Genomic DNA, 18856 nt, shown 5'->3' with positions numbered 1-18856 from the left:
GCCGTGTACGTCTTGCGCTTGCCAGCCATCGGTGTGTCTCCCTTGTGCTCGGAGTTTACACCGCTTTCCCGCTGTCCACCATTCGTGGGGAACTTCAGTTCCGGGATGCCGCCGACGCGGTGCGGATGACCGGGGTCTCGATCAGTGACAACCAGGTGCGCCGGTTGGCTCACGAGGTGGGTCGCGAGTTGATCGCCCGACGCGACCGGAAGGTGCTCGAGCACCGGCGCCGCCCGCTGGAGCCGCGCACCGCGGTGGTGCCGGTGGCCGTGGTGGTGGAGGTCGATGGGGGCCGCATTCGGACCCGGGCCGCGGACTTCGGTCCGGGTGCTCACGAGGCCCAGAACAAGGAAGACGAGGTGGCGTGCCTGGCCACGCTGAGTGGCCCCACGTTCGCCGCGGACCCATGCCCCGAGCCACCCGAATCGTTTTGCTGCCCGCGCCGGGTGCGGCGCTTGGTGCAGCCGATGAAGGGCGCCACTGGCGAGTCCGGAACCGCGGAAAATCCGGACCAATCGACGTCCCCGCGGCCCCCAACCGGGGGACCCGAAGGTATCGAGCGGTGGTCCCCGGCGCGGTTGGTGCGGACGTGCGTAGCGAGCCTGGAGGGGAGCACCTCGTTCGGCCCGAGGATGGCCGCGGAGGCCCAGGAGCGGCGCTTCTCTGAAGTCCCGCGTCGTGCGTTCGTGGCCGACGGTCAGGCGTACAACTGGACCATCCACCGCGGGTACTTCGGTGATTTCGAGCCGATCGTGGATTTCTTGCACGCGGTCTGTTACGTGTTCTCCTCGGCCGCAGCCGTGAGCCCCGATCAGGGCAAACGCACTCAATCCTTGGTACTTTTCAGTAGTACCTGTTCGAGGTAGGTGTTATCCCATCCGGCCCTAAGTCGCCGGTTCTTGATCCCACATTTGGCGTCCGCCTTCTTCAGCATGGCCCAGGCGATCTTGCGTACCAGGGCCATGTTCTGGGGTCCGTGCCCGTCACGGGGTCGGGGGTCGTCTTCTCGGAACGCGACATCCAGGACCCAATGGCACGCGTTCTCAATCGACCAATGAGCCCGGATCCACTCCTGGAACCGCTCGGCCGAGGCCTTCCGTGAGCGGATGTCGTACCGCACCTCGTCGCTCGTCTTGCCGGCCACCGTGCGGCTGCTGACGAGCACCACGATCGACCGCAACCGGGGCCACGCATCTCGGTCCCGGACCGATTCTAAGTCGTCGATTACGAAGCAGAACCGCATCTCTGCCCGCCCGTGCCCGGCCTCCTCGCGCAGGTGCGTGCGACAGCCCGCGTAGCTCACCTCCAGGGCGGCCTCGGCCAACCGCTGGAGGTTCCTCGGCTAGCCGCCGCTGGTTGTCCTAGACGGCCAGCCGGTAGTCCCCCTTCGCGGCCACGATCTGCTGGGCCAAGTCCTTCTGGGTGCCCATCGCGTCGATGCTCACCAGGACCCCCGCCAGGTCCAGCAGTTCCAGCCGTTCGGGGATCGCGGTGATCTCGTTGGACTTCTCGCCGGTCTTCACCTGGGCCCGGTGAGGTCCAACGGCGGAGCCCACGCGCGGACGATGTGGGTGGCCTTGCGAGCTCCCGTGCCGGTGCCCCGCTTGGACCCACGCATAGTCTTCCCGTCGATCGGGATGTGGGGCACCCGGAGCCCGGCGCACGGGTCCGCGACCCACGCCCGGAAGCACCTCCCGAACGCCTCCGGGCGGACCAGCGCGAGCACCCGGTTGAGGGTGCCGTGGGACGGGATCCCGTTCCGCAACGTCAGCCCCAGCCGGTCGCGCAACCACGACTCCTTGGCCCGAGCGAACTCGGCGATGGACACGAAGTCGTCGGCCCCGACAATCGTCCCGCAGGTGACGATCATGACCACATCAATTAAGTCATGAAGGCACTTCAACTCGACCCGTGGGTCCGGGATCTGGGACAGGTACTCGATTAACGGGCGCGGGCCGGGGGCGGCACTCATCGGCGGATTCCGAGGTCGCAAGGGCACGCCGGAAGCGTATGGAGCCGGGGCACCACACGCGCACGGGCACGAGCGATGGTCACTCGATCACACGCCTCGAAATTGGCTAGAATACAGCGATTCCTAGGGGATTGAGTGCGTTTGCCCTGGAGCCCCGATGAGGCCTCGGGTTGGTCCCAATATCTGGTCTGGATGCGCGCGTGCTGGCAAGGGCACGTCGGCGCGGTGCTGGTGGAACTGGATCAGTGGCAGACGCGCCTGGTCGACCCTCCGCCGGGTGAGGCAACGACGGCCGAGGAGCGGCGCGACCCGCGCCGGGTGGTGGCGCACGCGCGAAGCGACTTCGGGAACAATCGGGACAGCATGGACTACCCGCGGTATCGCCGCAACGGGCTACCGACGACGAGTCGCTTGGTCGAATCACTGGTGGGCGAGATGAACGCACGGGTGAAGAGCACGCAGAAGCACTGGAACCGGCCGGATGAAGCCGAATCGATCCTCCAACTGCGGGCCGCCGTACTCAGCCAAGATGACCGACTCCCACGGTTCTTCGCCGAACGCCCCGGGTGCTCGTTCCGCAAACGAGGCCCGATCAATCATGAGTTAGAGGATGCCGCGGCGCAAACCGTGGCGTGACCTCCCTTATGCGTGATCACGGCTGGGGATTTGCGGAGGTGCGAGCACGCCCTTGCTCCCGCTGACAACGGACACAAGGTCTGGCGCCCCGACCGGCGTGGGGAGCGCGAAGAGTTCACCGTACATGTAGCCGCAGCGACCGCCGTGGTAGCCGTTGGTTGAGCGGATCAGGTGCTCCACTTTCGCGAACCGGGTGGCGTCGAACTGCGACTCGTAAGCCCGCACGGACGCGATCTTCTGGTCGATCGTGTCGGAGATGTCCACCACGAATTGACTGTGCCAGTGCCGCTGCTCGGCGTCGAACGGGAACGGCGCGTACACGAGGTGCGGCACCCGGTACGGCGTGGTGCCCGCGAACCGCTCGTCCCACTTGGTCAACTGTGAATAAAAACGGGCCGCCTCGCCGATGAGCCCGCCCTGGAGGTGGTCCGGCGACGCCGCGGGTGTGCGCCCTGCCGCCACGATGATGATCCCGGGACGGTAGCGGCGGAACTGGGTGGCGAGCGCGAACCGCGCCTCGGGTCCGTCCATGAGCACTCGGTTCGGCAGCTCCACGTTAACCCGCACCGGCACGTTGAGGATGCGCCGCGCTTCTTCGGCTTCCTTCTTCCGCGTTTCGAGCGTGCCCCGCGGGGTAGGCTCGCCGCTGGTGAGGTCGAAAATGCCGACTCGGTAGCCCTGCTTAACAAGCTTGGCGAGTGTGCCGCCGCAAAGGATTTCGAGGTCGTCGGGGTGCGGGGCCACCGCCAGCACATCGAGCGATTCGGGTAACGGATCTTCGGGCACGGTGGGCTCTCAATAAGGGTTGGGCGGTGCAGTCGATTGTGTAAAGATACTCGCGCAGGAGGAGTCGCTTTCAGTCGCCCCGGAAAGATATGTTGCCACCGGGGTGGAGGACGTTTGGGCCGTGTGTTGCGTGCGACGGCGGCGAGCGGCTGGTGAAATGCTCCGCCGCTTGCCCGGTGCCCGCGATGAGGTCGCGGTCAGATTGAAACTTGAACCGACATCTCTCCGTAGGCGATTACTTTAGCAGCCCATAATTGACGAGCGTCTGCCGAACCTTGGCTTCGCCTGCGGCGTCGATCGGGCACATCGGCAACCGCATCTCGCCGTTGCCGCGGCCCAGCAACTTCATGGCTGCCTTCAGCGGGATCGGGTTCGTGGACACGCTCAACATGTCCCGGCACAGAGGAAACAGCTTCCGGTGCCACTGCAGCGCTTCTTCAAACTTCCCCGCCGCGAACGCCCGTACCAGCGCCATCATGTCGCGCGGGACGATGTTTCCGACTACGCTCACAACGCCCTTACCGCCGATGCTCATCAGCGGGAGCGTCAGGCTGTCGTCGCCGCTGAGAATGGTGAGGTCGGTGAGGGCCGCGACGCTGCTCGCCTGGTCGAGCGAGCCGGTCGCCTCTTTCACGGCCACGATCGTGGGGCACTTCTCGGCCATCCGCGCGATCGTTTCGGGGAGGATGTTGCTGCCGGTACGGCCCGGGATGTTGTAAACGACGATCGGCAGGTCGGTAGCTTCAGCGATGGCGGCGAAGTGGCGGAAGTAGCCTTCTTGCGACGGCTTGTTGTAATACGGGCCGACCTGGAGCGTGCCGTTGGCGCCGGCCCGCTTTGCGGCCTTCGTCATCCGGATCGCTTCGGCGGTCGAGTTCGACCCGGTTCCGGCCATCACCTTCGTGCGACCGCCGGCGCGCTCGCACACGAACGACACGACGCGCTCGTTCTCCTCGTGCGTCAGGGTCGGAGATTCGCCGGTGGTGCCGCACGGGGCGAGCGCATCGGTTCCCTGCTCGCAGTGCCAGTCCACGAGTTTGCCCAACTCGTCCCAATCGACCTCGCCGTTCTTGAATGGAGTGACGATCGCGACGGTGACGCCCGCGAACAGTTCGCCGCGCGTGGCAGCCATTGACAGAACCTCAACAGGGAACGGAGCGATTCGGTGAGCGATTAAGCTACGGACGGTGCGAGACCCGAGCAAGTTCGGGCGTGCCGGCTTCAGCGCTTCAGCGCGAGCGTGAGCCCGTCCGCGAAAGGGAGGAGGCTGAGCGTGACGCGCTGGTCGCCGTGGATTTTGGTGTTGAGGGCTCGAATAGCCTGCGTGTCCGGGTCGTTGACGGTCGGGTCGGCAGGCTTGCCGTCCCAGAGGGTGTTGTCGATGGCGATGAGCCCGCCCGGGCGCACCAACTCCAGGCAGCGTTCGAAGTATAGGTCGTAGGCGCTCTTGTCGGCGTCGATGAAGGCGTAGTCGAACGTGCCCGCGTGGCCGGTCGCGAGCAGATTCGACAGCGAGTTCGCCGCCGGCGCGATCCGGAATTCGACCTTCGCGCTCAGCCCCATCCGCCCGATGTGCTTTTGCGCGACGCCGGCGTACACGGCACTCAGCTCGCAGCAGATCAGTTTTCCGTCGGCCGGCAGAACGCTCGCGACCCACGCCGCGGAGTACCCCGTGAACGTCCCGACTTCCAGGCACTTTCTGGCGCCCATCAGTTGAACCAGCATGGCCAGAAACGGCCCCTGTTCGGGCGCGATTTGCCATTCGGCTTCCGCGAGCTTCGTGGTTTCTTTACGCAGCGCCTCGAACTCGGCCGGCTCGCGCAGCCCGACCGACAGCACGTACTCGTAGAGCTTCGCAGTCATCGGAGTGGGGTGAACGAAACTCGGCAGCACGGCGAACCCTCCGGGGCGAGTCGTAGAGACATTGTACCAAACGCCGCGGCCCGACCCGTTCAAGTCAACGGGTCGGGCCGCGGCGTTTGGTGGCTTGGTCAGCGGGCGTCCGCAATGCTGTTGCTCGGTTTGTGGTCGGTGTGCATCTTGGCGATCTCGATTGCGAGGTTCTCGATGAACAGCGCCTTGAACGCGCTCTCGGAGGGATAGGAATCGACCGACCGGGCCGTTTTCGGGTAAGAGAACGACAGCGGGTACTTGTCCTTCATTTCACCGCCATCGGCTCCGATCTCGTAGATGCTCACGAACACCTCGGCGCGGCCGTCATAAATACTTCTGGTGTTGGGATCGTGCAGCCGCAACTGGTCGAGGTAGATCTCGAGCACGAAGTCGGCCCCGAGCTTCTGCCCGAGTTCCCCGGTGCTCATCTGTTTCCAGTTGGGGTTCTTGCTCTTGAACCGTCCGACTTCGGTCTGGCTGACGATCTTCACCTTCTTCTTGTCTTTGTTTTCCTTTGCCATTTCGGGCAGCGCCTTCGCGAGCCGGTCGGCGAGATCGTGGGTGGCGCTCGCGAACTGCGGGTTGTTGCTCCCGGGCGCGATCTGCGGCAGCAGTACTACGACAATCTCGTCCTTGTCCTTCTTAGGCCCTTCTTTGAACGCGAGCGGGTACCGGGCCGGCACCTTGTCCTCGCGCGCAAAGATGAACGCTGCGATGTTGAGCGGGTTGCACCCGATCGACCCGACTGCCAAAACCGACGTCCACACCGCCAGGCGGGCCCACCGGCCGACACGATTACGGTTCATCCGTGAACCCCCCATTAATGAGTGTGTGGGAGCGTGTGAGTGCGGCGAACAAGAACCGAGGTGCGCCTCAGTCCTGCATTTTGCTAACACCCACACGCAACCGTATTGTTCCCGTCAGTCCCAAATCAGCAGCGCGCCCCACCGCGCCAGCATTAATACGACGATCACCCCGGTGATGGCGGTAAAGATCGTCTCCCCCGCGCCCGGGCGTGGGGGGATCAGTACCAGCCTCCCCCGTATGCCGCTGGCGAACGTCCACACCAGGGCCGCCGCCCAGACGACGCAGATGATGGTGCCGACCCAGTTCGCCCGGAGCGAGTTCAACACGTCCCCGCGAACCAAAAGGGCGAAGCTGGTTGTCATCCCGCACGACGGGCACGGCTTTCCCGCCATCTCCGCGAAGTTGCACGGAGGCAAGCCGAGTTGCGTGTGGGTGGACATCGTCTGCGCGGCCCCGTCCGGGCCGTACGGGTTGATCGACGCCGCGGCCGCAAAGATGGCCGCGAGTGCCACCCCGAAGGCGACCAGCACCGCACGCACCAGTCGGGTCATCGGCCGGCGCCCCCGGCGAACCACCCGCACCACCGGCGGGGCCGGTTCGATCGGGGCGTTCGCACTCTCCGGGCCGGTCGTAGTTGGTTGTTCGGGTTGCATGCATAGCCTCCGGCAGGGGACGACGCAAGCGGACTTTAATTGATTTCGCTCACGTGCCACGATGATGGTTCTTAATTCTACCGGCGCGGGGGAATCGGTGTGACGCGGGTGTTGCGAGAAGCACAGCGGTTCGCGGCGGGCCGGGCAGGGGCGGGCATTGTGGGGGTCTCCGGCGGGGCGGATAGCGTGGCGCTGCTCCGCGCCCTTCGCTCGGCTGATGTCACGCTCGTGGTCGCGCACGTGAACCACCGGCTCCGGGACGCGGAGTCCGACGGTGACGAGGCGTTCGTGCGCGAGCTGTGTGCCGGCCTCGGGCTCGAATGCTGCGTGCTGAGTGCGGACGTAGCGGCCTTGGCCGCCGGCGACAACCTCGAATCGACCGCCCGCCGGGTTCGATACGAGTTCTTCACGCAAGTCGCGGTCGAGTCCGGTGCCGGATGGATCGCCACGGCCCACACCGCCGACGACCAGGCGGAAACCGTCCTACACCGGCTGATCCGCGGTACCGGGATTCAGGGACTAAGAGGGATCGCAGCGGAACGACCGAGCGGCGCATTCCCTGCGGGGAAAGTCGGAGACCGGTCCATCGTCCGGCCCCTCCTGTCGGTCACGCGCGCCGACGTGCTCGCCTACCTCAATGAACTCGGGCAACCGTTCCGCACAGACAGCTCGAATGGGGACCCGAAGTTCACACGCAACCGGGTTCGGCACGAGTTGCTCCCGCTGTTGAAAACCTTCAATCCGGAAATCGTGGGCGCGCTTGCCCACCTCGCCGAACACGCCAATGAGGCACACGACATCGTGACCGCGGCGGCGGCGGACTTGCTCAGCCGCGCCGAACTCCCGCCAGCCGCGGACACCGTGATCCTCGACGCCGCTACGCTCCGGTCTGCGTCCCCCGGTCTGATGCGCGCGGCCCTGCGACTGGTGTGGGAGCGAGAGGGCTGGCCGGTCTCGGACATGACGTTCGCGGCGTGGGAGCGGGCGGTGAGTGTTGCGGGTGGTAGCGCCTCGGCGTGCGACTTCCCCGGCGGTGTAAGGATGCGCGGTGCGGGCAAGGTGGTTCAGCTCACGCGGCGCGTATAGAACAACGCTTTACGAAAGGAATGATGCCGATGCTGCGTCCGATCCGCCGCGCCCTCCTCAGCGTGTCCGACAAAACCGGACTCGTGGATTTTGCCCGCGAACTCTCCACCAAGTACGGGGTTGAACTGATCGCCACGGGGGGCACGCGCAAGGCTCTGGCGGACGCGGGCCTGCCGGTGAAGGACATCAGCGAGCTGACGAAGTTCCCCGAGATCCTCGACGGCCGGGTGAAGACGCTGCACCCGGCGATCTACGCCGGACTGCTCGCCAAGCGCGACAAGTCCGACCACATGCAGACGCTCGCGGAACACGCGCTGCCCGAGATCGACCTCGTCGTGTGCAACCTCTACCCGTTTGAGAAGACCGTTGCGAAGGAGGGCGTGACCGAAGCGGAAGCGATCGAGAACATCGACATCGGCGGCCCGTGCATGGTCCGCGCCGCGGCCAAGAACTTCGCGAGCGTGGCCATTGCAACCGTACCCACTCAGTTCGCGGACATTTTGACCGAACTTGCAACGCAAAACGGTCAGACGACGCGCGACCTGCGGTTCAAACTCGCCGCCGCCGCGTTCAACCTGATTGCGGCCTACGACCACGCCATCGCGACGTACTTCCTTCGTCAGCAGTCCAAGAGCCCGAACGGGAACGCGCCTCTACCCGTTCACCTGCACCCCGGCTTCAAGAACATTCAACCGCTGCGCTACGGCGAGAACTCGCACCAGCAGGCGGCGTTCTACAGCGACGTGCCCGAACCGACGCGCCCCTGCGTCGCCACCGCCGAGCAACTGCACGGTAAGGAACTCAGTTACAACAACATCCTCGACCTCGATTCCGCGCTGAACCTCGCCCGCGAGTTCGCAACTCCCGCCTGTGTGGTGGTGAAGCACAACAACCCGTGCGGTGCTGCGACGTCCGGCAAACTCGCCGACGCCTTCCTGAAGGCCTGGGACGGCGACCCGCTCTCCGCATTCGGCGGCATCATCGCGTTCAACCAGACCGTCGATGTCGACACCGCGGCCGCAATCATGGACCCGAAAGCGAAGCGGTTCGTGGAGTGCGTGATCGCGCCGGATTACGAACCCCACGCACTCGAAGCCCTCAAGAAGTGGAAGGAGAACGTCCGCTTCCTGAAGACCGGGCCGCTGTCCGGCGGGCCGCAAGGGCTCGACTACCGGCGCGTCGACGGCGGGTTGCTCGTCCAGACCCGCGACACCGGCGCCGACAAACCCGACGCCTGGAAATGCGTCACCGATCGCAAGCCCAGCGAAGACGAGTGGCACGCCCTCCACTTCGCGTGGTTCGTGTGCAAACACGTCAAGTCGAACGCGATCGTCCTCGCGAAGGGCGCGCAGGTCGTTGGCGTCGGCGCGGGGCAGATGTCGCGGGTGGTGTCGGTCGAGATCGCAGTTAAGAAGGCCGGAGAACATGCGCGCGGGAGCGTGTTGGCCTCCGACGCGTTCTTCCCGTTCCCGGACAACGTTCACGCCGCCGCCGCCGCCGGTGTTACCGCGGTCATCCAGCCCGGCGGTTCGGTGAAGGACGCCGACAGCATCGCGGCGTGCAACCAGCACGGCATCGCGATGCTGTTCACCGGCGTCCGGCACTTCCGGCACTAATGAAGGCAGCAGATCTTCACCGCAGAGGGCGCGAGAGGGCGCAGAGAAAGACAGAGAGTGAGGTTCAAGCTCTCTGTCTTTCTCTGCGCCCTCTCGCGCCCTCTGCGGTGAGTCCTTTATCTGAGAGGCACTGAGATGGAACACACGTCGCACGAGTTCTTGAAGGCGCTGCTGGAAACCCCCAGCCCGTCGGGGTTCGAGCAACCGATCCAGCAGGTCGTTCGCGAGCGGATGAAGCCGTTCGCCGACGAGGTCCGCACGGACTCGCACGGGAACGTATTCGCGACCCGGTTCCCGGAGGGGCGCCCGGCGGACGCCCCGCGCGTCATGCTCGCGGGGCACTGCGACCAGATCGGCCTGATGGTGCAGTACATCGACTCCGACGGGTTCCTGTACATCCAGCCCATCGGCGGCTGGGACATGCAGATCCTGCTCGGGCAGTACCTCACCGTCTGGACCAAGACCGGGCCGGTGACCGGGGTGGTGGCGCGGCGCGCCATCCACCTGCTGAAGCCGGAAGAGCGGAACAAGGTGCCGGACTTCGCCGACGTGTGGGTCGACATCGGGGCCAGGAACAAGGAAGAAGCGGAATCCCTCGTCCAGTGCGGCGACCCGCTCACGTTCGCGCTCGGGTACCGGCCGCTCCGCAACGGACTGGCCGCGAGCCCCGCAATGGACGACAAGGTCGGGCTGTGGGTGTGCATGGAAGCGGTGCGGTTGCTCCACGGGCGCTCCCTCAAGGCGGCGGTGTACGGCGTTTCGACGGTCGCCGAGGAGATCGGCCTGCGCGGCGCGACGACGGCGACCTACGCCGTGAACCCGACCGTCGGCATCGCGGTGGACGTGACCCACGCGACCGACGTGCCGAGCGGCGACAAGAAGACCCAGGGCGACATCAAGTGCGGCGGCGGGCCGGTGCTGTACCGCGGGCCGAACATCAGCCCGCGCGTTTTCGACCTGCTGGAAGCCACCGCGAAGGCCCACAACATTCCCGTCCAGGTGCGCGGCACGCCGCGCGCCACCGGCACCGACGCCAACGCCATCCAGATCGCCCGGGAGGGCGTCGCCACCGGTCTGATCGGCATCCCGAACCGCTACATGCACAGCCCGGTCGAGGTCGTTCACCTCGACGACCTGTCGAACTCCGCCAAGCTGCTCGCAGAGTTCTGCGCCGCGGTCGGGCCGGACACGAACTGGATTCCCTGAGCCCGGCTGTCTGAAATTCTGGCGCGTAGCCCGTTTTCCGACGCCCTTTTGCGCCCGGTTTGCCTGCGCGCGGCACCGGCGCGCTCTAGTCTTCGGCCGACCAAGCTCGCCCGATTCGGCTGGAGCCCTGCCCGTGGCAACGCACACCAAGCTGCCCCGCCTGAACACGCCGTTCCTCGCGGCGGTCCGCAAAAGTGGACTACTCACCCCCGACGACCTGATCGCGGTGTTCCAGGCGACCAACATCGACTTCGCCACCGCGGAGCCGATGCAGGTCGCGTCCCTCCTGGTCCGGAAGAAGCTGCTGACCAAGTTCCAGGCGATGCAACTGCTCCAGGGGCGGACCCAGGGGTTCGTGCTGGACCAGTACCGCATCCTCGACGGCATCCGCCAGGACCGGGTCGGGATGGTGTTCAAGGCCGAAGACACCAACACGAAGCGGCTCGTGTCGCTGAAGGTGCTGCCCACCGACCGGGCCAACGACCCGACCGTCCTCGAAGCGTTCATGCACGAGGTCCGGACCGCCGCGAAGGTGAACCACCCGAACGTGGCCCGGGTGCTCGATGTCGGGTACTGGCAGGGCACGCACTTCGTCGTCTCCGAATACGTGCCGGGCGTCACGCTCGACCGGCTGGTGACGGAGAAGGGGCCGCTGGCCGCGCACGTCGCGGCCCAGCTCGTCGCCCAGGTGGCCGTCGGGCTGATGCACGCGCACGCCTGCGGGCTGATCCACCGCGACCTGAAGCCGGGCAACATCGCCGTGCTCCCGGACCGGAGCGTGAAGCTCATCGACCTGGGGCTGACGCACATGCTGGAAAGTCCGTGGGCGCGGGTCACCAAGCGCATCAGCACGAAGGAGTACGCCGAGGAGATCGCGCACATCGCGCCCGAGCAGGCGTGGGGGTGCGAGATGGACGGCCGCAGCGACGTGTACAGCCTCGGTTCCACCTTCTACTTCATGCTGACCGGCGAGGTCCCGTTCCCGGGGCTGGCGCCCGAGATGATGTCCGAGCGACAGATCCGCGGGATCCCGTCGCCCGCGAAGCTGCGCCACGGGGTCGCCCCCGAGATCGACCACATCGTGAGGAAAATGGGGGCCAAAGACCCGCACCTGCGGTACCCGTCGGTGCGCGAGGTGGTGAAGGCGCTGCAAGCGTGGCTCCCGGTGCGCCAGCTTCAACAACTGGGGCTGTCGCAAGAACACCCGACCCTGGAGGCCATGACCGCGGCGGGGACGACCGTTTCCCAGCCGGCCGCTCCCGCCAAGCCCGGCGGGCTGCGGGGCTTGTTCCGCCGCTTGATCGGCGGCTAGGCCGGGGCGGAAAAGCTCGTTTTCGTTGAAGGTACGCCGAACGCCCTGGCCGGCGTATCGGGCTCTTCCCACAGCATTTTCTGCATTCTGGCACCTACGGGCGTCCGGAACGTGCCGGGCCGAGTGGCTAATTGCGCATGATTGTTTGGTAATCATCTTGTTGCTCACTGTGCGGTTTTATGTAAGTGTTCTCTCTGTAAGCTGTTGTGTTCCGGCTCTGGACGCCGGTCTAACCAGCCCATGCTCGAACCAGTCACTGTATCTGCGTTTCGGGCGTGGGATTCGGTGGTAGCGACCACCCAGCGATTCGTCAGCCCGTGGGTCGTTTGCCGGTAGCGAATGTCCAGTCGCCGACCCTTCAGTGCTTCACTTGTGGCGCTGTAACCCCCGTTACAGCGGATTGCCTCTTCGGGGTGGCTGGAGTGCCGAATCGGTTCAGCCGCACTTGCAGTAAAGCCGACGACCGCCATCGCCCCCGCCACTGAACCTCACCTCTCGGTGTGGGCTTCGTGCGCTCCTTATGTTTTTCCGGCGCGCCAGTCCGCCGGTGGCTCTTGCGACGCCGTGGCGCTTCGTGTCGTCGCGCCGTTCGCGCGTGCCCACGTACTGTTCCGATGGCACTGGGGCCGTGGGCCGGACCGACGGTTCCCTACCGCGCACCCATCTGGCCCGGGTTCTCGAAGGCCGATGAAGGGCATGTGCTCCGGCGATTCTGACTTTCCGTTCCGCGCCGGCGGCGTTTACATTTCCCCTATGGACTTCTCACACGAAGAACTGGTCGAGATCGTGGACCGGCTCGTCGCGGGGCTGATCGAGCGCGCGGGCGTTACCGCCGGACCGGTCAACGCGCTCCACCTCGCCGAGTACCACCTCGGCATTCCCGTCGAGTTCGTCGAACCGGCGGAGGACGACGGCTCCGGCCGCCGGCGCCCGCGGTCCCGGCCGGCGGGCAACGGGATCACGCTGACCACCGACATGAGCGAGGAGGCCCAGCAGCGTGGCGCCGCCGGCGGCATCGCGAACCTCCTCATCCCCGACATCATGCACAAACTCGGCATCCCCGCCGGGGCCGAGGGGAAGCCGTTCGTCACCCACGTTCGCGGGCTCATTGTGCCGCGGGTTCTCATCCCGACGCGACTGCTCCGCGCGGCCCTCCGCGACTGCAAGTACGACGTGCCCGCGCTCCACCGCGTGTTCTCCACGGCGAGCATGGAGATGGTCGCGCTCCGGCTGCTCGACCTGGACAGCCCGTGCGTGATTGCCATCGTGGACGACGGGGTGGTGGCGACCCGGCGCGGCAACCAGATGCAGGTGGCCCGGCAGCTCAGCGACGCCGAACGCGAGTGCGTCGAACGGGTCACGGAGCTCGAACTCCCCCACCGCGCGCGGGTGGGGGAGTGGACGGCCTGGGGGTGGTTCGTCGAGGGGCGTCCTTTTCGCCGGATTATTGTGCGCGCCGTGCCGGACGACGTATAATGTGTTCACGTTGCGTTCACACGGCGGTCGCCATCGCGTTAGGCTGGCGACCGCCGGACCGTTTCCGGCCCCGAACCGGTAGAAGCTTCCGGTTCTCTATCCGGAGTTAGTGATAGCTCTGGACCCTGAAGCCCTCACTTTGGGCTTCTCGTCACATTTGGACCCTTTACAACCGCCGGCCGGGGCGGGAATATTCTTAGTTACCGTCCGCACGGAACCTTGTGGCGGACCGACAGATCAGGAGCGCTCGGCCATGACCGACGACCGCATCCCCATGACGCGGGAAGGCTACGAGAAACTCAAGGCCGAGCTGGATCGGCTCCGCGGCGCGGAGATGATCGAGATCACCAAGCGGGTGGCCGCGGCGCGCGATCTGGGCGACTTGAGCGAGAACGCGGAGTACCACGCGGCCCGCGAGGACCAGGGGATACTTCAGGCCCGTATCGACGCCCTTTCGGACCGGTTGTCGCGTGCGGTGATCGTTGATACGAGCAACCTTCCCAAGGACACGGTGGCGTTCGGGAGCAAGGTTCGCGTGCTCGACGTGGACATCGACGAGGAAGAAACGTTCGAACTCGTCAGCCCCGGACAGGAGAACCCGGACAAAGGGCGCATCCTGACCGGCAGCCCGATCGGGCAGGGGCTGATCGGCCGCAAGAAGGGCGACACCGTCGAAATTCAAGTGCCGAGCGGTACGATCAAGTTCAAGATTCTCGACATCTCGTCCGCTAACATTTGATGCGCGACGTGTTCGTTGTTTCCTTTTGCCGTTCGGGTTTTTCCCATCCGTGTGCGTGACCGTTGGCCGGCACACGGATGCGCAGGGCGTGGCGGGAAACAGCGTTGCCGCGCCCCCGCCGGGTGCGTTCGGAACGGGCTTATAGCATTTCGGGTACGGCTTCGGACGTGCCCTCTTTCTCGCCCGGCAGACCCGTACACCATTGTCGGTCATTGAGGCGAATAACGATTTTGCGCTCGACGAGCAAAAACGGATAGGCGCCGTCGATACTTGTGGCTACAAACTCTTTTCGCATTTCCACCGGCCACCGTTGACGTGGTGTCGGGTGGAGCGAATGCTATTGGTGGTGGGTGGCTCGAATGCCGCTCCCGATTCGATCGGGTCAGCCCTGTGAGCGAGCGCGGGCATGTCCGACCCTCGGCTTCAAAGTATGCACTTGGAAGGGCAACTCAGGCGGGACACGTTCCGCTCTGCGCGCGAGCGCCTTCAAGCGGCGTGTGGTTCACACACACTGGCCGGGGAAAGGAATCTGCCAGCCCCGGGACCAGTTGCGACCGAGGGTGCGTTACCATCTCCGGTTATCCTCGGACGGTTCACATTCTTCCTCAAAGACGAAAGTAACGTTTACCCACTCCGACTGGGGATGAACAGCATCGGCCGGCTCCCCGACAACGACATCGTCCTGAACGACGAGTGCGTCTCACGTCGCCACTGCGCGATCGTGGTTCACTCCGATCTGCGGTGCGAACTACACGATGTCGCGTCGAAGAACGGCACCGTCCTGAACGGCCGGCACATCCCCCAACCCGCCAAGCTTCAGTCTGGCGACCAGATTACGTTGTGCAACCGGCGACTCACGTTCCACGTCACGGAAGCCGCTGGGGATGTCGGGTAACGGCGCGACCGAGTTCCGGTTTCTTATGCTAAGTGGTAACGTCGCGGACGGACATGGCTCCTGGCGTCCCCTGTCCCCAAGGGGGCAAGCCGCGATCTCCGCTGTCGCTTTTTGCTCGCCTTCCATCTCTTTCTTGTTGGCTGCTATAAACTTGTAACCCGTTCGGGTCCGCTTAATCATCCGCGGTTTGACGGCCGGAATCGCTCGCGGCGGTCTGAACGCCGGGCTGCCCGGTGTTGTTTCTGTACAACAGGGGTGATCGTTCTCACCTATTGTGCGGAGGCGGCGTTCGATGGCGGACATTCGGGGGTTTCGCGGCTTCAGGTACGACCTTGGCACGGTGGGCTCGCTCTCGGACGTGGTCGCGCCGCCGTACGACGTGGTTGATGCGGCCCTCCAGAAGCAGCTTTACGACAGCAGCCCGTACAACGCGATCCGACTCGAACTGACCCGCGACGAAGCGGGCGATGACGAGATCAACAACAAGTACACCCGAGCCGCCAACACGCTCCGTGAGTGGGTGTTGGCGAACGTGGTGCGTCAGGACACCGCGCGCGGGCTCTATGTGTATGAACAGGAGTACACAGTCGAGGGGAAGACGTTCACCCGGCGTGGGTTCCTGGCCCGCGTTCGCCTAGAGCCGTTCGGGCAGGGTAAGATTTATCCCCACGAACAGACGATGTCCGGCCCGAAGGAAGACCGGCTGAAACTGTACCGTGCCACCGGCTTCAACCTGTCACCGGTGTTCGGGTTGTACCCGGACGGAAACGACGAAGTGTTTCAGGTGCTCGAACCGCTGATCCGTTCGGCGCCGCCGCTGGTCGCAAAGGATCACTTGGGCGTTACGAATCGGCTCTGGGTGGTGACCGATTCGGCCGCGGTCAGCAGGGTGATCGGGCTGATGGGGCCGAAGTCGGTTTACATCGCCGACGGGCACCATCGGTACGAGACCGGCGTGAAGTACCTCGAAGAGCGTCGCGAGGCGGGTGAGGTTCCCGACGACGAGGCCGCTCCGAACTTCTGCCTGATGATGCTGGTCGGGATGAGTGACCCGGGGCTTCTGATCCTCCCGACGCACCGCCTCGTCAGCGGGCTGGCGTCCAGCATCACGGCGCCGCAACTGGAAGAGGTGCTGAAGGAGAACTTCGACATCCTTGAACGCACCGGGACCGACGAACAGGCGGCGTGGGAACACGTCCAAATGGACGGGGCGCAGGCCACGCTGGCGTTCGGGACCGTCGCAGACGGTCAGTGGATCGTGGCGAAGTTCCGCACCCCGGAGTTGATGGCCGCACTGGCCCCGAACCAGAGCGACGATTGGCGCGCGCTGGGCGTGAGCATCCTTCACAAAGTCGTCTTGGACCGCCTCCTGCGCGAGAAGGTCGGCGGGACGCCGGTGTGCAAGTACGTTCACCTGCTGAGCGAAGTCACCGATGCCACGGCGAAGAAGCAGTGCCAGATCGCGTGTCTGGTGCCGCCTGCGACGATGGGACACGTCGAGCAGATCGCCGGGAACGGCGAGAAAATGCCACCGAAATCGACGTACTTCTACCCGAAGCTGCTGACCGGTATGGTGTACAACTCGCTCAAAAAGGATTGAGGCCGTGGCGCGTACTCGTCTCGACGATCCCGACGATGAAGACGGCGACGAGTACGACGCCGAACACGACTACGACCCCGACGACCCCGAAACGTATCCGCAAGGGGTGTACCTGGACGACGAGCGGGCACTCGTTCCGTGCCCGCACTGCCGCGCCGAGATCGACGAAGAATCGGAGCAGTGCCCGCGGTGTGGGATGTTCCTCTCGGCCGAGGACGCCCCGCCCGGTCAAAAGTCGCGGTTCACGATGGCGATGTTGCTCCTCGCGCTCTTCGCGGCACTCATCATGGCGCGGGGGTGCTGACCGGCTGCACGGTTCGGTGGAGCATGACCGGGCGGCCGTTACGCCGCGCTCCGCGTGCCCGCCGTCAATTGCGCCGAGGGCGGCAAGAACCCGTGCTTCGTTAACGCGGCAGTGAGCTTCTCGATCGCCGCGGCCCAACTGAACGCCGGTGCCCGCAGCGCCGCCACCGAACCGAGGCGATCGGCGGTGGCGCGGTCGGCGTACACCTCGCGCAGGCGCGCAATCAGGTGCTCGTCATCGGGGTCGGCCCAGCGGCCGGAATAGACTTTGTTCTTCGCCTCAACGAGCTTGTAGTTCACCTCGTACCCCACGGCCGAATCGAACACCTCGCCGACCGCGCTGAACGTGGTGCTCACCAGCGGCACGCCGCAGCCCATCGCCTCGAGCAGGTGCAGCCCAAACCCTTCGCCGTAGGAGGCGTTCACGTAGCAGGTGAGCGAGCGGTACCAGTCGGCAAGTTCGCTCGGCTTCAACCCGGTGTTGATGACCTCGACCCGCGGGTCGTTGTGCGTGTTCACCATCGGCGAGCGCGGGGTGATCTTCACCTTCAGCCGCACGTCCTCCCCGGCGGGAAACGCCTTCACGAACAGGTCGATCACGCGCTGCACGTTCTTCCGCAGCCCGCCCTCGGTGAGCGCCCCCGCGGTCCCGAAGGTGCACACCGCCGGCCCGCTGTTGGCGGGGCGCGGCGAAAACACGTCCGGGTCGTACCCGAGCGGCACCATTTCCATCGGCACGGTGACCCCGTTCGCGCGGAAGCAATCGACGCCCCACTGGCTCGGGACGAGCACCAGCCCGCACTTGTTGAGGTACTTCGCCGAGCCGGCGGGGATCGTGTCCGTTTCCCACATCGTCCACGCGGCGGTGAGTTCCGTCGGGCGGAACATGTACAGCAGGTGCGGCGGGATGATCGCGAGGCGTGGGGTGTCGAAGTTGTACATCCGCTCGTTCGGCACCGCGTCGTCCGGCACCCAGTCCATCTCGACCCACGAGCGCGGGTCGCGGAACACGTTCACGTTCTTGGCGGTGAGGCCGACGAGCGCCTTCAGCACGACGTGGTCGTAGCCGCCGTGCCCGTGGATGTGTCCCGAGAGGAACAGCGGGGGGCCGGTGCGCACCGGGGCCGGCTTCTGCGTCCGGCGCGGGCCACGGGCCTTCGCCGCGAGCCGGCTGAACTGGCCGGTCGAGAGCATCCCCGCCGCCCGGAACAGCGAACCGAGCGCGCCGCGGAAGTCCCGCGTGTACGCCAGCAGCCGCAGCTTGCCGTAAATCGCCTTCAGCAGACCGGCGCGCGCGGGTTGCGTGGACGCATCAGCCATCGCGGTACTCCCTTACCTTCGGATGGAGGATGGTAAGGGCGCCGGGTAAAAAATCAAGCCGAAGCGGCCGCCACCGCTGGGGCCGCCGTTCCTTCTGCCGGCCGGAACCGGAACCACCGCGGGGGTACATGACGAGCGCCTGGACGATCAGCACGAACGCCGCGACGTGGACGGTCGTGAAAAAGATCTGCGGCAAGTCATAGAAGAGCAGATCGTGCATGAGCCGGCCCATGAACGTCTGGCTGTCGTTGAACCCTTGGCCGGCGAGCGCCCGGAGCTGCTCCTCCCACACGGTGAGCGGGCACCGGATGCCCCGGAACTCCTCGAAAGCCACGATCGCAATGGCGGTGAGGTGCGAGAATCTGAACCACGGGTTCCGCGCCCACCGCCACTTAAACGGCGCCGCGACGACGATCGCGAGCTGCCCCAGAACCACATACGCGACGTACGCGACGTGAATGCCGACGACGACATCGGCGGCGACGCCGTACCACATGGGTGCCCCTTTGGTTGAGTGCTGTTCGAGTTTCGTTCGGCCGACGTGTGCTGTCGTTAG

At 65.5% G+C, this 18856-nt stretch carries 17 protein-coding genes and 2 pseudogenes; 11 read left to right on the top strand and 8 right to left on the bottom strand.

The features are described from left to right. Positions 1-866 (top strand): annotated as a pseudogene (locus tag R5W23_RS10930) (hypothetical protein); the annotation flags it as partial. Here R5W23_RS10930 and R5W23_RS10925 read toward each other — a convergent pair. Beyond that, positions 827-1972, bottom strand: a pseudogene (locus tag R5W23_RS10925) (ISAs1 family transposase). The pseudogenes R5W23_RS10930 and R5W23_RS10925 sit on opposite strands and share 40 nt — an antisense overlap. A 135-nt stretch (positions 1973-2107) precedes the next feature. On the opposite strand from R5W23_RS10925, the gene R5W23_RS10920 reads away from it, so the two are divergent. After that, positions 2108-2608 carry a hypothetical protein gene (locus R5W23_RS10920; protein WP_320686352.1) on the top strand — a complete coding sequence of 167 codons (501 nt, stop codon included), beginning with the start codon at positions 2108-2110 and terminating at the stop codon, positions 2606-2608. A 6-nt stretch (positions 2609-2614) separates the two neighbouring features. Here R5W23_RS10920 and R5W23_RS10915 read toward each other — a convergent pair whose 3' ends face one another. The 5 genes from R5W23_RS10915 to R5W23_RS10895 all read right to left on the bottom strand — a co-directional run bounded on the left by R5W23_RS10915 (position 2615) and on the right by R5W23_RS10895 (position 6747). Beyond that, a complete protein-coding gene (locus R5W23_RS10915) occupies positions 2615-3394 on the bottom strand; it encodes a PIG-L family deacetylase (RefSeq protein ID WP_320686351.1) in 780 nt (259 codons plus the stop codon). A 235-nt stretch (positions 3395-3629) separates the two neighbouring features. Further along, positions 3630-4526: a 4-hydroxy-tetrahydrodipicolinate synthase gene (gene dapA, locus R5W23_RS10910; protein WP_261190791.1), complete on the bottom strand. Its 897-nt coding sequence runs from the start codon at positions 4524-4526 to the stop codon at positions 3630-3632. A gap of 89 nt (positions 4527-4615) precedes the next feature. Continuing rightward, positions 4616-5287 (bottom strand): O-methyltransferase, encoded by a 672-nt coding sequence (locus tag R5W23_RS10905; RefSeq protein WP_320686350.1) that lies wholly within the window; start codon positions 5285-5287, stop codon positions 4616-4618. A gap of 98 nt (positions 5288-5385) precedes the next feature. Beyond that, positions 5386-6093 carry a hypothetical protein gene (locus R5W23_RS10900; protein ID WP_320686349.1) on the bottom strand — a complete coding sequence of 236 codons (708 nt, stop codon included), beginning with the start codon at positions 6091-6093 and terminating at the stop codon, positions 5386-5388. 114 nt (positions 6094-6207) lie between these two features. Then, complete coding sequence (locus R5W23_RS10895) at positions 6208-6747, bottom strand: DUF2752 domain-containing protein (RefSeq protein WP_261187372.1); 540 nt, start codon at positions 6745-6747, stop codon at positions 6208-6210. Positions 6748-6846: 99 nt separating this feature from the next. On the opposite strand from R5W23_RS10895, the gene tilS reads away from it, so the two are divergent. The 9 genes from tilS (at position 6847) to R5W23_RS10850 (ending at position 16981) form a co-directional block, all read left to right on the top strand. Beyond that, positions 6847-7833, top strand: coding sequence for a tRNA lysidine(34) synthetase TilS (gene tilS / locus R5W23_RS10890; protein WP_320686348.1), 987 nt, complete (start codon positions 6847-6849; stop codon positions 7831-7833). A gap of 29 nt (positions 7834-7862) precedes the next feature. Next, a complete protein-coding gene (gene purH / locus R5W23_RS10885) occupies positions 7863-9449 on the top strand; it encodes a bifunctional phosphoribosylaminoimidazolecarboxamide formyltransferase/IMP cyclohydrolase (protein WP_320686347.1) in 1587 nt (528 codons plus the stop codon). 135 nt (positions 9450-9584) lie between these two features. Next, entirely contained in the window at positions 9585-10655 is a 1071-nt protein-coding gene (locus tag R5W23_RS10880; RefSeq protein ID WP_320686346.1) for a M42 family metallopeptidase, read from the top strand. A gap of 133 nt (positions 10656-10788) precedes the next feature. After that, positions 10789-11967, top strand: coding sequence for a serine/threonine-protein kinase (locus R5W23_RS10875; RefSeq protein ID WP_320686345.1), 1179 nt, complete (start codon positions 10789-10791; stop codon positions 11965-11967). Positions 11968-12720: 753 nt separating this feature from the next. Then, the gene (locus R5W23_RS10870; RefSeq protein ID WP_261187368.1) at positions 12721-13443 is read left to right on the top strand and encodes a hypothetical protein; all 723 of its coding nucleotides are present in this window, start codon (positions 12721-12723) and stop codon (positions 13441-13443) included. Between the two features lie 253 nt (positions 13444-13696). Further along, positions 13697-14182, top strand: coding sequence for a transcription elongation factor GreA (gene greA, locus R5W23_RS10865; protein ID WP_261187367.1), 486 nt, complete (start codon positions 13697-13699; stop codon positions 14180-14182). Positions 14183-14588: 406 nt separating this feature from the next. Then, positions 14589-15077, top strand: a complete 489-nt coding sequence (locus R5W23_RS10860; protein ID WP_320686344.1) for an FHA domain-containing protein — start codon at positions 14589-14591, stop codon at positions 15075-15077. 292 nt (positions 15078-15369) lie between these two features. After that, positions 15370-16677 (top strand): DUF1015 domain-containing protein, encoded by a 1308-nt coding sequence (locus tag R5W23_RS10855; RefSeq protein WP_320686343.1) that lies wholly within the window; start codon positions 15370-15372, stop codon positions 16675-16677. Positions 16678-16681: 4 nt separating this feature from the next. Beyond that, the gene (locus tag R5W23_RS10850) at positions 16682-16981 is read left to right on the top strand and encodes a zinc-ribbon domain-containing protein (RefSeq protein WP_320686342.1); all 300 of its coding nucleotides are present in this window, start codon (positions 16682-16684) and stop codon (positions 16979-16981) included. A 38-nt stretch (positions 16982-17019) separates the two neighbouring features. Here the strand turns inward: R5W23_RS10850 and R5W23_RS10845 are convergent, their stop codons facing one another. Beyond that, complete coding sequence (locus tag R5W23_RS10845) at positions 17020-18300, bottom strand: glycosyltransferase family 4 protein (RefSeq protein WP_320686341.1); 1281 nt, start codon at positions 18298-18300, stop codon at positions 17020-17022. After that, entirely contained in the window at positions 18293-18796 is a 504-nt protein-coding gene (locus tag R5W23_RS10840; RefSeq protein WP_320686340.1) for a DUF2784 domain-containing protein, read from the bottom strand. The genes R5W23_RS10845 and R5W23_RS10840 overlap by 8 nt, the downstream gene beginning before the upstream one ends. Positions 18797-18856 lie beyond the last annotated feature (60 nt).

The sequence above is a fragment of the Gemmata algarum genome, assembly GCF_034097035.1.
GTDB classification, from domain to species: Bacteria; Planctomycetota; Planctomycetia; order Gemmatales; family Gemmataceae; genus Gemmata; species Gemmata algarum.
Note: the sequence above shows the minus strand (reverse complement) of the source record. Positions and strands in the feature narration are given on the sequence as shown.